Source organism: Streptomyces sp. NPDC056738, from assembly GCF_042790435.1.
GTDB lineage: Bacteria > Actinomycetota > Actinomycetes > Streptomycetales > Streptomycetaceae > Streptomyces.
The window spans coordinates 134831-148772 of record NZ_JBHTZF010000018.1 but is presented as its reverse complement, the minus strand read 5'-3'; the positions used below and the strand labels follow the sequence as shown (position 1 = coordinate 148772).

General features: G+C 72.3%; 13 protein-coding genes. 7 read left to right on the top strand and 6 right to left on the bottom strand.

Translation table 11 applies throughout. The annotated features are described in order from the left end of the window. The 3 genes from ACFRIC_RS36065 to glgB all read left to right on the top strand — a co-directional run. On the top strand, positions 1–387 hold a 387-nt coding region (locus ACFRIC_RS36065), incomplete at its 5' end, for an alpha-glucosidase C-terminal domain-containing protein (RefSeq protein WP_382795108.1). A 47-nt stretch (positions 388–434) separates the two neighbouring features. Continuing rightward, positions 435–1808, top strand: a complete 1374-nt coding sequence (locus ACFRIC_RS36060; protein WP_382795105.1) for a maltokinase — start codon at positions 435–437, stop codon at positions 1806–1808. A gap of 105 nt (positions 1809–1913) precedes the next feature. Then, a complete protein-coding gene (glgB, locus tag ACFRIC_RS36055) occupies positions 1914–4178 on the top strand; it encodes a 1,4-alpha-glucan branching enzyme (RefSeq protein WP_382795126.1) in 2265 nt (754 codons plus the stop codon). A 29-nt stretch (positions 4179–4207) separates the two neighbouring features. Here glgB and ACFRIC_RS36050 read toward each other — a convergent pair whose 3' ends face one another. Together ACFRIC_RS36050 and ACFRIC_RS36045 are read right to left on the bottom strand one after the other, a co-directional pair. Then, positions 4208–5635 carry a M1 family metallopeptidase gene (locus ACFRIC_RS36050; RefSeq protein WP_382795103.1) on the bottom strand — a complete coding sequence of 476 codons (1428 nt, stop codon included), beginning with the start codon at positions 5633–5635 and terminating at the stop codon, positions 4208–4210. Between the two features lie 120 nt (positions 5636–5755). Further along, entirely contained in the window at positions 5756–6544 is a 789-nt protein-coding gene (locus tag ACFRIC_RS36045) for a PIG-L deacetylase family protein (protein WP_382795100.1), read from the bottom strand. A 224-nt stretch (positions 6545–6768) separates the two neighbouring features. Between ACFRIC_RS36045 and ACFRIC_RS36040 the strand changes: the two genes are divergently transcribed. From ACFRIC_RS36040 to ligD, 3 genes are all read left to right on the top strand, one after another. Further along, the gene (locus tag ACFRIC_RS36040) at positions 6769–7662 is read left to right on the top strand and encodes a Gfo/Idh/MocA family protein (protein WP_382795097.1); all 894 of its coding nucleotides are present in this window, start codon (positions 6769–6771) and stop codon (positions 7660–7662) included. Positions 7663–7757: 95 nt separating this feature from the next. Beyond that, positions 7758–8267: a hypothetical protein gene (locus ACFRIC_RS36035; protein ID WP_382795094.1), complete on the top strand. Its 510-nt coding sequence runs from the start codon at positions 7758–7760 to the stop codon at positions 8265–8267. A 97-nt stretch (positions 8268–8364) separates the two neighbouring features. Then, the gene (gene ligD / locus ACFRIC_RS36030; protein WP_382795123.1) at positions 8365–9306 is read left to right on the top strand and encodes a non-homologous end-joining DNA ligase; all 942 of its coding nucleotides are present in this window, start codon (positions 8365–8367) and stop codon (positions 9304–9306) included. Between the two features lie 67 nt (positions 9307–9373). Here ligD and ACFRIC_RS36025 read toward each other — a convergent pair whose 3' ends face one another. The 4 genes from ACFRIC_RS36025 to ACFRIC_RS36010 all read right to left on the bottom strand — a co-directional run bounded on the left by ACFRIC_RS36025 (position 9374) and on the right by ACFRIC_RS36010 (position 12871). Beyond that, entirely contained in the window at positions 9374–9742 is a 369-nt protein-coding gene (locus tag ACFRIC_RS36025) for a DUF6479 family protein (RefSeq protein ID WP_382795091.1), read from the bottom strand. A gap of 143 nt (positions 9743–9885) precedes the next feature. Then, on the bottom strand, positions 9886–10704 hold the full coding sequence (locus ACFRIC_RS36020; RefSeq protein ID WP_382795086.1) for a methyltransferase domain-containing protein: 819 nt from the start codon (positions 10702–10704) through the stop codon (positions 9886–9888). A gap of 38 nt (positions 10705–10742) precedes the next feature. Continuing rightward, positions 10743–12107 (bottom strand): MFS transporter, encoded by a 1365-nt coding sequence (locus ACFRIC_RS36015; RefSeq protein ID WP_382795121.1) that lies wholly within the window; start codon positions 12105–12107, stop codon positions 10743–10745. A 152-nt stretch (positions 12108–12259) separates the two neighbouring features. Beyond that, positions 12260–12871, bottom strand: a complete 612-nt coding sequence (locus ACFRIC_RS36010; protein WP_382795084.1) for a LysE/ArgO family amino acid transporter — start codon at positions 12869–12871, stop codon at positions 12260–12262. Positions 12872–12937: 66 nt separating this feature from the next. Here ACFRIC_RS36010 and ACFRIC_RS36005 point away from each other — a divergent pair, with 66 nt between their 5' ends. After that, positions 12938–13858, top strand: a complete 921-nt coding sequence (locus ACFRIC_RS36005; protein ID WP_382795082.1) for a LysR family transcriptional regulator ArgP — start codon at positions 12938–12940, stop codon at positions 13856–13858. Positions 13859–13942: the final 84 nt, after the last annotated feature.

Sequence of the window (13942 nt, the reverse complement as noted above, 5' to 3'; positions counted from 1 at the left end):
TACCAGGTCACCAACGTCGAGGCGTCCATGTCGTCGCCCTCCTCGCTGCTCCACTGGACCCGCCGCATGATCGAGATCCGCAAACAGAACAAGGCATTCGGACTCGGCTCCTACACCGAACTCCCCTCCTCCAACCCCGCCGTCCTCGCCTTCCTGCGGGAATACAAGGACGACCTGGTGCTGTGCGTGCACAATTTCTCCCGGTTCGCCCAGCCCACCGAGCTCGACCTGCGCGCCTTCAACGGCAGGCACCCGGTCGAACTCATCGGCGGCGTGCGCTTCCCCGCCATCGGCGAACTGCCCTACCTGCTGACCCTCGCCGGCCACGGCTTCTACTGGTTCCGGCTGCGCCCCGCGGTCGGGCCCGGCACCACGAGGCGATCGTGAACGCGTACCCCTCGACAGCCCGCCCGCCCCTGAAAGGACGTGCCGTCATGGCGAACACCGCTCTGCAGCGTCCGAGCGGCCTCGACACCGCTCCGCTGCTCACCTCGCTGGCCGAGCTGCTGCGCGCCTGGCTGCCGCGGCAGCGCTGGTTCGCGGGCAAGGGCAGGCCCGTGACGGACCTGACCCTGCTGTCGACCACCGAGCTGTACCCGGGGTGTCTGCATCTGCTGGTCCGCACCGAACACCTCGGCCCGCCCGCCCACGGCACGGCCGGCACCCCCGCGGCCGAGGACTGCTACCAACTGCTGCTCGGTGTGCGGGAGGTCCTGCCGCCCCGGCTGGCCCACGCCTTCATCGGCCGGGCGAGCGCCGGCCCGCTGGCCGACCTGACCGTCTACGACGCCTTCCACGACCCGAAGGCCGCGGGGCTGCTCCTGGAGCGGCTGCGCCGTTCGGGTACGGCGGGACCGCTGCGGTTCGAACGCGACCCGCGGGTGACGGTGCCGTCCGGTCTGGCACCGCGACTCCTCGACGCCGAGCAGTCCAACACCTCGCTGGTCTACGGGGACGCCTTCATACTGAAGGTCTTCCGGCGCGTCCAGCCCGGCATCAACCCGGACCTGGAGGTGCCCCGCGCCCTGGCCCGGCAGGGCTGCACCCGCGTCCCCGCGCCGGCCGCGTGGTTCCGGACCTCGGAGCCGCAGGAGGCGACCCTCGGTGTCCTCCAGCCGTACCTGCGCGGCGCCGCCGACGGCTGGGCGCTGGCCCTCGAGTCCCTCGGCTCGCGGCAGGACTTCACCGGTGAGGCGTACGAACTGGGCCGGGCCACCGCCGAGGTGCACCTGACCCTGGCCGAGGCCTTCCCCGTGGACGCGCCGAGCCCGTACCGCAACCAGCGGCTCGCGGAGGCGATGCACGGGCGTCTCGACTCCGCCGTCCGTTCCGTTCCCGAACTGCGCCCGCACGCGCCCGGCTTGCGGTCGGCGTTCGACGCGCTCGCCGCCCTGGACTCCGCGGTCCGTCCCGCCCAGCGCATCCACGGCGATCTCCACCTCGGCCAGGTCCTGCGCGCCGGGCAGCGGTGGTCGGTCATCGACTTCGAGGGTGAACCCGCCCGCCCGATCAGCGAACGTCGGCGTGTCCAGTCGCCTGTACGCGATGTCGCGGGCATGCTGCGGTCCTTCGACTACGCGGCCCGCTCCCGGCAGCCCTGGCGTCCCGAGTGGGCGGAGCGCTGCCGTGAGGCCTTCTGCGCGGGCTACGCCGCCGCGGCGGCCTGGGACCCGCGCGAGGAACCCGAACTGCTGCGCGCGTACGAGACGGACCGCGCCGTGTACGAGGTGCTGTACGAGGCACGGCACCGGCCCGACTGGCTGCCCGTGCCCATGGCGGCCGTCGGACGGCTCGCCGACAGCCCCTGACCACCCACCGCCGGCGACCACCCGGCACCGACCGACCTCAACCGACCACCGGTCACCGACCACCGACCACCGACCACCGACCAGTCTGTGCACTCCCGCCCACCGATCCGACACTCCCAGCTTCGAGAGGCCCAAGCCGTGACCCGCACCGCATCCTCCCGCGTTCGACGGGCCAAGCCCGCCGCCCCGTCCGCGCAGCCAGCCGCGTTGGACCCCATGGATCGGGGGCGGCTGCTGTCCGGCGCCCATCACGATCCGCACGCGCTGCTGGGGGCCCATCCGGTGCCGGGCGGAGTGGTGTTCCGGGCGCTGCGGCCGTACGCCCAGGGCGTGGCGGTGGTCGTGGACGGGAACCGCACGGCGCTGGACGACCTGGGCGACGGGTTCTTCGGCTCGGTCCTGCCGTTCGACGCGATTCCGGCCTACACCCTGGTGGTGACGTACGAGAGCGGCGAGTTCGAGACGCAGGACCCGTACCGGTTCCTGCCCGCGCTCGGCGAGTTCGACCTGCATCTGATCGCCGAGGGCCGGCACGAGGAGCTGTGGCGGGCGCTGGGCGCCGAGCCGATGACCCACGAAGGTGTGGAGGGCACGCGCTTCACCGTGTGGGCGCCGAACGCCCAGGGGGTCCGGGTCTGCGGGGACTTCTGCCACTGGGACGGCGCCGCCGGGTTCCCGATGCGTTCGCTCGGATCGTCCGGCGTGTGGGAGGTGTTCCTGCCCGGCATGGGTGAGGGGGCGCTCTACAAGTTCGACATCACGCGCCCCGACGGCTCCCGCACCCTGCGCGCGGACCCGATGGCCCGCCGCACCGAGGTGCCCCCGGCGACCTCGTCGGTGGTGACCCGGTCGTCGTACGCGTGGCAGGACTCGAAGTGGATGAAGGAGCGGGCGAAGCGCCGCCCGCTGCACGAGGCGCCGTTCTCGGTGTACGAGGTGCATCTCCCGTCCTGGCGTCCCGGTCTGACCTACCGTCAACTGGCGGACGAGCTCCCCGCCTACGTCACCGACCTCGGCTTCACGCACGTCCAGCTCATGCCCGTCGCCGAGCACCCCTTCGGCGGCTCGTGGGGCTACCAGATCACCGGGTTCTACGCGCCCACCGCACGCCTGGGAACCCCCGACGACTTCAAGTACCTCGTCGACGCCCTGCACCGGGCCGGGGTCGGGGTTCTCATGGACTGGGTGCCCGCGCACTTCCCCCGCGACGACTGGGCCCTCGCCCAGTTCGACGGCCGCCCGCTGTACGAACACGCCGACCCCCGGCGCGCCGACCACCCCGACTGGGGAACCCTCGAATTTGACTACGGCCGCCGCGAGGTCCGCAACTTCCTCGTCGCCAACGCCACCTACTGGTGCGAGGAGTTCCACATCGACGGCCTGCGCGTCGACGCCGTCGCCTCCATGCTCTACCTCGACTACTCCCGCGAAGAGGGCCAGTGGGCCCCCAACGAGTTCGGCGGGCGGGACAACCCCGACGCGGTGGCCTTCCTCCAGGAGATGAACGCCACCGTCTACCGCCGCAACCCCGGTGTCGTCACGATCGCCGAGGAGTCGACGGCCTGGGAGGGCGTGACCCGTCCGACGTCCGACGGGGGGCTCGGCTTCGGGCTCAAGTGGAACATGGGCTGGATGCACGACTCGCTGGAGTACATGCAGCACCAGCCGATCCACCGCAAGTACCACCACAACGAGATGACCTTCTCGATGGTGTACGCCTACAGCGAGAACTACGTCCTGCCGATCTCCCACGACGAGGTCGTGCACGGCAAGCAGGCACTCGTCTCCAAGATGCCCGGTGACTGGTGGCAGCGGCGCGCCAACGCCCGCGCCTACCTCGGCTTCATGTGGGCCCACCCCGGCAAGCAACTCCTCTTCATGGGGCAGGAGTTCGCGCAGGGCGGGGAATGGAAGGAGGCCGAGGGCCCCGAATGGTGGCTGCTCGACCCCGACTACTGCGCCGAGGCCGACCACCGCGGGGTCCAGGATCTCGTCCGTGACCTCAACACTCTCTACCGCGGTGAGCCCGCGCTGTGGGAACGCGACACGGACCCGTCCGGCTTCACGTGGGTCGTCGGCGACGCCGCCGACGACAACGTCTTCGCGTTCCTGCGCCACGCGGCCGACGGCACCCCGCTCCTCGCCGTCACCCACCTCTCCCCCGCCGTCCGGCACGGCTACCGCCTCGGCGTCCCCGAGGACGTCCCCGCCTGGCAGGAGGTCCTCAACACGGACAGCCTCCGCTACGGCGGCAGCGACGTCGTCCACCCCGAGCCCGTCAAGGCCGAGGCGATCGGCATGCACGGCCGGCCGACCAGCATCGAGCTGACGCTGCCGCCGCTCGCGACGGTGTGGCTGCGGCCGGCCTGAGCCGGACCGCAGCCACCGGGAAGCCCGTCTCAGGCCGAGGCGGGCTTTCCGGCCGTGAACAGCCAGGTGTGGAAGAGACCCGACAGGTCCTTGCCGGACTCCCGCTCGGAGAGCCGGATGAACTGGGCCGTCGTACCGTGCCCGCCGCGGTGGACGGTGGCCCAGGTGCGCAGGATGCGGAAGAACGCGGGATCGCCGACGGCCGTGCGCAGCTTGTGCAGGACCATGGCGCCACGGGCGTAGACCGGGGTCTCGAAGATGTGCTCGCCGCTGCCCGGGTCGCCGGGCGGGAAGGCCCAGAGGTCCTTGCCCGCGGGCGTGGCGTACAGCGTGTCGAAGGCCTTCTGTGCGCTCTTGCCGCCGTGCTGCTCGGCGTACAGCCACTCGGCGTAGGTCGCGAAGCCCTCGTTGAGCCAGATGTCCTTCCACCGGGTCAGGGTGACGGAGTCGCCGAACCACTGGTGGGCGCTCTCGTGGACGAGGGTGTCCAGGTCGGGCGCGGAGTCGTACACGGGACGGGTCTGGGTCTCCAGGGCGTAGCCGACCTGCGGGGCCCGGTCGACGATGGCTCCGGCCGCCCGGAAGGGGTAGGGGCCGAAGAGCTTGCTCTCCCAGGCGAGGACGGACGGCAGCTTCTTGACGACCGGTGCGGCGGCGGCCGCCTCGCGGGGGTCGACGGCGTTGTAGATCTTGAGGCCGTCGCGGGTCGTGTACTGCTCGACCTTGAACGTGCCGACGGTCGCCGTGGCGAGGTAGGCCGCCATCGGCTCGGACTGGCGCCAGCGGAAGGTGGTCCGGCCGTTCGCGGTCCGCTGCCCGAGCAGGACGCCGTTGGCGACGGCGGTGCTCCCCTTCGGGACGGTCAGCGTGAAGTCGTACGACGCCTTGTCCGTGGGGTGACTGTTGGCGGGGAACCAGGTCATCGCGCCCTGGGGCTCGCCGGCCACGAACGCGCCGTCGTCCGTGGGGATCCACCCGTCGGGGGAACCGTCGGGGTCGGTGACCGGCTTCGGGGTGCCGGAGTAGGTGACGGTGACGCGGAACTCCTGGCCCTTGCGCAGGGTGTCCTTCGGGGTGACGACGAGCTCCCGGCCGTCACGCCGGAACGCGGCCTTGGCGTGGTCGACGGTTACGCCGGTGACCTTCAGCCCGCTGAGATCGAGGTCGAACCGGCTCAGGCGCTGGGTGGCTCTGGCGGTGATGACCGCCTTGCCGTCGAGGTTGCGGCTGTGCGGGTCGTAACCGAGCGTCAGGTCGTAGTGGTGGACGTCGTAGCCGCCGTTGCCCGAGAGGGGGAAGTACGGGTCTCCCGCGCCGGCGGCGCCCACGGTCCCGGCCGCCGTGGCGGGGCCCGCCGCGGTGAGCAGGGCGGCGAGGGCCACGGGGACGGCCGCGACGACGGCCTCGCGGCGAAGGACGGTTGTGCGTCGTGCGGCCTCGTGCGGGCGTGGTGTCACGTTCGCTCCTCCGGTTCGACGGTGATCACTCCCGCACAGCCTATGAGTCCGTCCCCGCCTCGGCCCCCACGATCAGGTCAAGTCGTGGCCGTCCCGCGGGGGCCGGTGGGCCCCTCGTGCTCACACCCAGGGCGGCGGACCGTCCGGGACGAGCTGGTGGACGTCGAAGAGGACGGCGGACTCGACGCCGAGCGCGGCTCCGCCCATGCCGGCCGCCCAGGTGAGGAACGGGCGCGGTTCGAAGGCGCCCGCGCCCAGGCCCTTGGTGTACTCGGCGTGCGCCTCAAGGGAGGCGATGCCGCGTTCGAGGGGTTCGCCGGTGACGTCGACGCCGTGCGTGGGCTGTTCCGCTCCGGCGAGGCACACCATCCGGATGCCGTTCCAGGGTTCCAGTCCCTCGTCGGCGAGTTCGGGGAAGATCCAGCGGTTTCCCGCGTCGCGGGCCGCGTCGAGTGCGGCCAGGCCCACCGCCCGGTGGTCCGCCTGGTTGGTCATGCCGCCGATCATCCGTACCGTGAACGCGCCGGACACCACGACGTCGGGCCGGTGGCGGCGCATCGCGCGCACGATCTCCCGGCGCAGCGGGGTCCCGTACTCGACGACTCCGTCGCGGTGATCGAGGAACTCGACGGTCTCGACGCCGACCCGCCGTGCGCCGGCCCGTTCCTCGGCCTCGCGCAGCGGCGCCGCGCGGTCCGGGTGCAGGCCGTCGATGCCGGCCTCTCCCCTGGTCGCGAGCAGATAGCTCACCTGTTTGCCCTGGGCCGTCCAGCGTGCGACGGCACAGGCCGTGCCGTACTCGATGTCGTCCGGGTGGGCGGCCACGGCCAGACACCGCTCCCAGTCCTCCGGCAGCGCGGGCAGGCCCGTACCGCCTCCGAAGCCTGCTTTGTCCTGTGTGGGATCCATGTCCGGCATGATGGCGCGCGGGCGGCGGGGACCGACAGAGGCGCGCTTTCCGGGATCGCGCGCCGGGCTTTCGCGCCTGGGCGCCGACCGCTGGCCGAACACCGGAACACCGTGATGAAGTCGGTCCACACGTCCGAGGATCCGGCGTCGGAAGCCGTCGTTCCCTCGCGTCGGCGCGGTCGGCCGACGGCGTGTCAGACCCCGTACAGCGCAGAGGAGATGCCGTGACCACCACCTCGCCCACCTGGAACCACGCACCCGTGAGGGTGGGGCTCGTCGGCGCGGGGCCCTGGGCGCGGGCCGTGCACGCCCGGGTGCTCGCCGCCGGACCGGAGACGGTGCTGACGTCGGTGTGGGCCCGCCGGCCGGAGGCCGCTCGCGAGACGGCGGTTCCGTACGGCGCGGGGGTCGCCGCCTCGTTCGAGGAACTGCTCGACGGCTGCGAGGCGGTGGCCTTCTCGGTTCCGCCCTCGGTCCAGGCCGAACTGGCGGTACGGGCGGCCGAGGCGGGCAAGGCCCTGCTCCTGGAGAAGCCGCTCGCGCTCGACCTGCCCGCTGCACGGCGGCTCGTGGACGCGATCGACGCCTCGGGCGTGGTGTCCCAGCTCGTCCTGACGAACCGCTACCACCCGGCGGCCCGGCGGTTCCTCGCGACGGCGCGGACCCTGGACGTCTCGGGCGCGCGGTCCTGCGGTATCAGCGGCGCGTTCCTGGGCGGTGACTTCGCGACCCCGTGGCGCCTGGAGCACGGAGCGCTCCTGGACCTCGGACCGCATCTGCTCGATCTGCTGGACGCGGCCCTGGGCCCGATCGTCCGGGTGCGCGGCGCCGGGGACCCGCGCCGTTGGCTCGAACTCACCTGCGAGCACGAGAGCGGCGCCGTGAGCCAGGCCTCCCTGTCGGGTTCGGTCGAGGTCGAGCGCGGGATCACCCGCGTCGAACTGTTCGGCCGCCACCCCGAGCTGGCCCTGGACTTCGGAACCCTCGACCACGAGGAGTCCTGGCCCGTACTGCGCCACGAGTTCGCGACGGCCGTCCGCACGAACGACCCCGGCCCCCTCGACGCCCACCGCGGCCTGTACCTCCAGACACTGATCACCCGGGCGCTGGAGGACTAGGGCTCCGATCCGAGCCTCCCCCGGGTTCCGACGAACCGCTCGCGCGGGTATCAGGAAGGAACGCGCGTGCGGTCTGCCGGGGGAGGACGGTTCAGGTGTTCAACATCATCTCGTTGGTGATGTCGGTGATGGCTCTGGCGGCGTCGACCTGGGGGGTCGTCCGGCAGATCGGACGGGCCCGGGCGGACAGCGACCTGGCCATGACGACCGAAGTGCTGCTGACGCACATCCGCGACCCCGAGTTCCAGCGCGACCAGCGCTGGGTGCTGTTCGAGCTCGCCTCGCAGCACAGCCCCGACGACGGCATCGACCTCCTGCCGGGCGATGCCAAGTACCGCGCGTGGAACGTCGCGTTCGTCTTCGAGGCGGTCTCCATCATGATGCGCTTCGACATCGTCAACTCGGAGATCCTGACGAGCCTGACGCACTACCGCCTGATGCGGACGTGGGAGGTCCTGGAGCCGTACATCCGGGCCGAACGCGCCAGGCGGGGCAGTGTGGTCTTCCCCTTCTTCGAGGACGCGTACGCCACGGCGCGGCGCACCGATCCGGAGGCACTGCACCGGCGGCTGGGGCTGAAGGCCGCGGACGGCAGGCCGCGGTGAGCCGGTGGGGCCGTTCAGGGGAAACGTGGGGTGGGGACGCGTGGGTGGGGGGTGGCGGGTCCAGACAGGAGGTGTGAAGCTGACCTTGATCGCGCCCATGCTCGCGACACCCGGATCGCTGCCGGCCCCCGGTCAGGACATGCGGTGGGCGTACGAGACGAAGCAGGACGGTCAGCGGGCGGTGGTGTATCTCCCCGGGGACGGCAGCGTGACCCTGCGGGCCCGCTCCAGCGAGGACATCACCGCCGCCTACCCGGAACTGCGGGCCCTCGGCGGTGTGCTCGGCACGACGGCTGCGGTCCTGGACGGCGAGGTGCTGGTCCTGGACGACCAGGGCCGGGGCGACTTCCAGCTCCTGCAGTCCCGTATGGGTCTGGCCCGGTCGCCGGACCGGGCGGCCCGGCGCGCCGGGCAGGCGCCCGCTCATCTCGTCCTGTTCGACGTCATGCATCTGGACGGCGATCTCACGGGCCTGCCCTACGCGCGACGGCGGCAGACGCTGGAGAACCTCTCTCTGCAGGGCCCGTTCTGGTCGACGCCGACGGCACTCGTGGGGCACGGCGAGGAGGCCCTGCGGGCGACACGGGCGAGCGGTCTGGAGGGGCTGGTCTGCAAACGGCTCGACTCGGTGTACGAGCCCGGCGTGCGCTCACGGTCCTGGATCAAGATCCGCAACATGAGGACCGCGGACGTCGTCGTCGGCGGCTGGGTCCCCGGGAAAGGGCGTCTGTCCGGACTGCCCGGCGCCGTGCTGGTGGGCCAGCGCGCCGAGGGAGGGCTGCGCTACGTCGGGAGCGTGGGTACGGGCTGGAACGCGGCCGAACGGGCCGAACTCGCCCGGCTGCTGCGGGCCGCGGAGACGGGCCGCTGTCCGTTCGACACCGTCCCGCGGGCGGCCGAGGCGCGCTGGGTGCTCCCCCGGCTGGTGGGCGAGGTCCGCTACAGCACCCGTACGCGTGCCGGACTGCTCCGCCAGCCGTCCTGGCTGCGGCTGCGTCCCGACCTCGCCCCCGAGGACTCGGCGGCCGATCTCCCGTAAACCGGGACCGGGTGCGCGGACGTGAAGGAGCCGGCCGCGCGCGGCGGTCGGCTCCTTCGGTCCCGGCTCAGGTTCTGCCGGGTCCGCCGCTGCCGAAGGACCCGCTGGATCCGGGCTGCCAGCGCTTGCGGTGCTGGTCATCGGCGTGTTTCGTGCCCGCGGAGTGCATGTTGTACGGCATCAGCCGCTCACTCTCGTCCACGGCGTGCGGGACCTCGTCGGGTTCTCGCATCTCGCGTTCCTCGTGCACCGCCCCGCCGTCCGGCAGCCTCGGCTGCTCCTCGGGAGTGGGCGGGCGCGATTCCAGGTTCCGGACCCTGATGCCCATCCGGACGGCCCAGACGAGGGCACCGGCGATGATGAGGCCGCCGATGAAGGCGGCGCCCGCGTTCAGCGATGAGCTGGCTGTGATCAGATCTTGGCTCGCGGTGTACATGGTGTTCGCGTACCCCCAATACCAGGGGAAATCTGCGTACTGGCCCGTCAGCGACGGCCATTCCATTGTATTCCGGATCAATCCGGGCGCTACGCCGTGAATCTGGACAAGCTACAGCCCCGTCCGTCCTGGGCCGGGCCCGGTCATTCCGGACGGTGCGCCACGGCCCCGAACATCGTCACCGACATGTGCAGACCGCCCTGACGCGCGGCTTCCGAGAGGTCCTCGTACAGGCGGTCGCGCCGCGTCTCGTCGATGAGGCCGCGGTTGAGCGCCGAGTCGCCGAGCATGCGGATGAGCGGCCAGGCGACCGACTTGTGGTCCTGGAGCAGGGCCTGCGATCCGCGGTCGTCGACGACGAGGCCGGCGGCCGTCAGCCGTCCCACCAGCTTGCGTCCGGAGTACGGGTCGGCGGCGGCGGACAGCGCGCCGGTGGTGAGCGCGGCGATCGTCTCGGGGTCACCGGGGTGCAGGATCGTGGTCGCCCAGTCGGTGTCCAGCAGGGCGACGCGTCCACCGGGGCGCAGCACGCGCGCTATCTCGAAGACGGCCTTCTCCGGTTCCGCGAGGTGCTGGAGGACCCGCTCGCACCACACGACGTCGACGGTGGCGTCGGGCAGCGGCAGGGAGAGGGCGTCGGCGTCGGCGAAGCGCGCGGCACTGCGTTCCTCGGTCCCGCGCTGTTCGGCCACGGCGCGCAGTCCGGGGTTGGGCTCGATGCCGAGCACCCTGCCGCGGGGGCCGACGGCCGCGGCGAGACGACGGGTCTGGGATCCGGTGCCCGCGCCGATGTCGAGCGCCCGCTCCCCCGGCCGTACGGCCAGCGCCGCGTGCGCCCACGAACGCAGGCGCTGCACGCCGTCGTTGACGTCCTGGGCGTCGAGAGCGCCCACCAGACGGGAGGTGCTGTCCGCGCTGATGTTCTGCGCGTGGAAGGCCGACGTAGGCCGCGTGTCCACCATGGCGGTCACTCTAGAACCACCATGGTCGTTTTTCAGATTCAGATTGTGTAACGCCTCAAGGCCGGTGTGACAAAAGCGAGCACAAGCACCGCGACGATCACCAGCAGGCCTCCGCCGGCGACCGCGGCGGGTGCTCCGAAGGCCGAACCGGCCGTGCCGTGCAGGACGTCGGCGACGCGCGGACCGCCCACGACGACCACGGTGAAGACGCCCTGGAGCCGTCCGCGCATCTCGTCGGTGGCGGCGGACAGCAGGATCGCGCCGCGGAACACCATGGAGACCATGTCGGCGACGCCGGCCAGGGCCAGGAACGCCACGGCGAGCCACAGGCTGCCGCTGAGACCGAACCCGGCGATGGCCGCGCCCCAGGCGGCGACGGAGACGATGACCATCAGACCGTGCCGGCGGGCGCGGGAGAAGGTGCCCGACATCAGTCCGCCCACGACGGCGCCGACGGGGATCGCCGCGAACAGCAGGCCGAGCGCGAGTCCTTCGCCGTAGGAGCCGTACGTCTCGGCGGCGAGCTGCGGGAACAGGGCGCGCGGCATGCCGAGGACCATGGCGATGATGTCGGCGAGGAACGACAGCAGCAGCACCTTGTGCAGGGCGATGTAGCGGAAGCCGGCGACGACTTCGCGCAGGCCGGCGCGCTGGGCGGCGGCTCTGCCGAGGGGCGGCAGCGCGGGGAGCCGCAGGACGGCCCACACGGTGACGGTCAGGGCGAGGGCGTCGATCAGGTAGAGCTCGGGCAGCCCGATGAGGGGGATGAGCGCACCGGCGAGCATGGGTCCGGCCACCGAGCCGGTCTGCATGACCGTCGCGCCGAGCGCGTTGGCGGCGGGCAGTTCGTCGGCCGGGACGAGCCGGGCGATGGAGGCGCTGCGGGCCGGGGAGTTGAGGCCGAAGAACGCCTGCTGGAGGGCGAGCAGAACCATCAGGACGAGCACCGAGTCCAGCCCACTGACGGCCTGCGCCCAGAAGAGCAGTGAGGTGACGGCTATGCCGGTGTTGGTGACGAGGAGCAGTTTGCGGCGGTCCACGCTGTCGGCGATCGCGCCGCCCCACAGGGCGAACACGACCAGCGGCACCAGTCCGGCGAGACTGGCGTAGCCGACCCAGGCCGAGGATCCGGTGATGTCGTAGATCTGCTTGGGCACGGCGACGGCGGTGAGCTGGCTGCCCACGGACGTGACGGCGGTGGACGTCCAGAGCCGGCGGTAGGCGGGGCGGCGCAGCGGCCGGGTGTCCATGGCCCATCGACGCCATCCGGTGCGGTCGGGCCCCTCGGCCTCCGCGCTCGGCTCGGCCCCCGCGGCGCCGGCGCTCCGCTCGGGCTCCTCGGCGCCGCGGCTCCCGTCGGGCCCCGCGGCGCCGTTGTCCGTACTGCTCTGGCTCGTGTCCACGCTCATCCTGGTTGCTCGCTACATCTTTCGATTCGAGGATCACTATGGCCGAGCGTGGACGGCTCGTGTTCCCCGGGGGACCGGATCGGGTCACGGGGCGTGCGGTCACCGGGCGGGGCGGGCCAGGGGGGCGTACTGAGGGCGTACGGCGTTCACGCGCCGGCGATCAGCATGGCGCCCATCGCGATCATGGTCGTGGCGACCAGCCCGTCCAGCACGCGCCAGGACCCGGGCCGGGCGAGGAGGCGGCCGAGGAGGCGCGCGCCGAACCCGAGGGCGGCGAACCAGCACAGGCTCGCGAGCGCCGCGCCCAGCCCGAACGTCCAGCGCAGCGATCCGCGGCCGGCCGCCAGCGAGCCGAGCAGGAACACGGTGTCGAGGTACACGTGCGGGTTGAGCCACGTCAGGGCGAGGCAGGTGAGGACGGCGCGGCGCCAGGAACCCGGGGATCCGCCGGCCGCCCGCAGGGACGACGGCTTCAGCACCCGCCGGGCGGCGAGGGCTCCGTAGCCGATGAGGAAACAGCCGCCGATCAGGCCGACCGCGGTGAGCGCCCCGGGCCAGGCCACCACCACCGCGCCGACTCCGCCGACCCCCAGCGCGATGAGCACCGCGTCGGACAGCGCGCAGATGCCCACGACGGCGAGGACCGCGTCCCGGCGGACGCCCTGGCGCAGGACGAAGGCGTTCTGCGCGCCGATGGCGACGATGAGGGAGAGTCCGGCGCCGAATCCGGCGGCCGCTGCGGCGAGAGCGTCTGTCATGGCATTGACGCTAGAAAGCGGATCGCCAGGAGTACAGCTAAAGATTCTTACGTATCCTTAGCGTTCGTGATGGCGGAACTCCCCCTCGACCAGGTGCGCACCCTGCTCGCCGTGGTCGACGAGGGCACCTTCGACGCGGCGGCCGCCGCCCTCCATGTCACGCCCTCCGCCGTGAGCCAGCGGGTCAAGGCACTCGAACAACGCACCGGCAGGGTCCTGCTGACGCGGACCAAGCCGGTGCGCCCGACCGAGTCCGGCGAGATCGTCGTGCGTTTCGCGCGCCGGCTCGCCCTGCTGGAGCGGGACGCGCACGCCGAGCTCGGCATGTCCGGCACGGGTGAGCCCACCCGGCTGTCGATCGCGGTGAACGCCGACTCGCTGGCGACCTGGTTCCTGCCGGCCCTCGCCCGCGTGCCGGACGGACTCGGGCTCTGCTTCGAACTGCGCCGCGAGGACGAGGACCACACCGCCGCCCTGCTGCGCGAGGGAGTGGTGATGGCGGCGGTCACCTCCTCGCCCGACCCGGTGGCCGGCTGCTCCGTACGCGCCCTGGGGACCATGCGCTATCTGCCGGTGGCGAGCCCCGGCTGCGCCGAACGGTGGCTCGGCACCGGGAGCGGCACACCCCTGCGCGAGCTGATCGGCTCCGCCCCTGTGGTGGCCTTCGACCGCGCCGACGACATCCAGGACGACTTCGTCCGCGCCCTCTCCGGCGGTCCCGGAGCGAGCGCGCTGCGCCATTTCGTGCCCACGTCCGAGGGGTTCGTGGACGCCGTGGCGGCCGGAATGGGCTGGGGCATGGTGCCCGAGGTCCAGGCGGGGCCGCTGCTGCGCGCCGGGCGGCTGGTCCCCCTCACGGCGGGCCGGGGCATCGACGTCCCGCTGTTCTGGCAGCAGTGGAAGCTCGACTTCCCCGCGCTCGGGGCGGTGGCCGAGGCGGTGGCGGCCACCGCGGCCGAGGCGCTCCGGCCCGGCCCGGGCCCCTGAATCACTCGCTTCCCGACAGCTCCCGAACCGGCCCCGAGCCGGTATGTTCACGCAGGGCACATTCGGGCGCTGCCGGGAAGAATG

What these genes read in the sequence shown, in the direction of transcription:
- ACFRIC_RS36060 (WP_382795105.1), top strand. Translation starts at nt 435, where the DNA reads ATGGCGAACACCGCTCTGCAGCGTCCGAGCGGCCTCGACACCGCTCCG.
- ACFRIC_RS36045 (WP_382795100.1), bottom strand. Translation starts at nt 6,544, where the DNA reads ATGGATCCCACACAGGACAAAGCAGGCTTCGGAGGCGGTACGGGCCTG.
- ligD (WP_382795123.1), top strand. Translation starts at nt 8,365, where the DNA reads ATGCTCGCGACACCCGGATCGCTGCCGGCCCCCGGTCAGGACATGCGG.
- ACFRIC_RS36025 (WP_382795091.1), bottom strand. Translation starts at nt 9,742, where the DNA reads ATGTACACCGCGAGCCAAGATCTGATCACAGCCAGCTCATCGCTGAAC.
- ACFRIC_RS36020 (WP_382795086.1), bottom strand. Translation starts at nt 10,704, where the DNA reads ATGGTGGACACGCGGCCTACGTCGGCCTTCCACGCGCAGAACATCAGC.
- ACFRIC_RS36010 (WP_382795084.1), bottom strand. Translation starts at nt 12,871, where the DNA reads ATGACAGACGCTCTCGCCGCAGCGGCCGCCGGATTCGGCGCCGGACTC.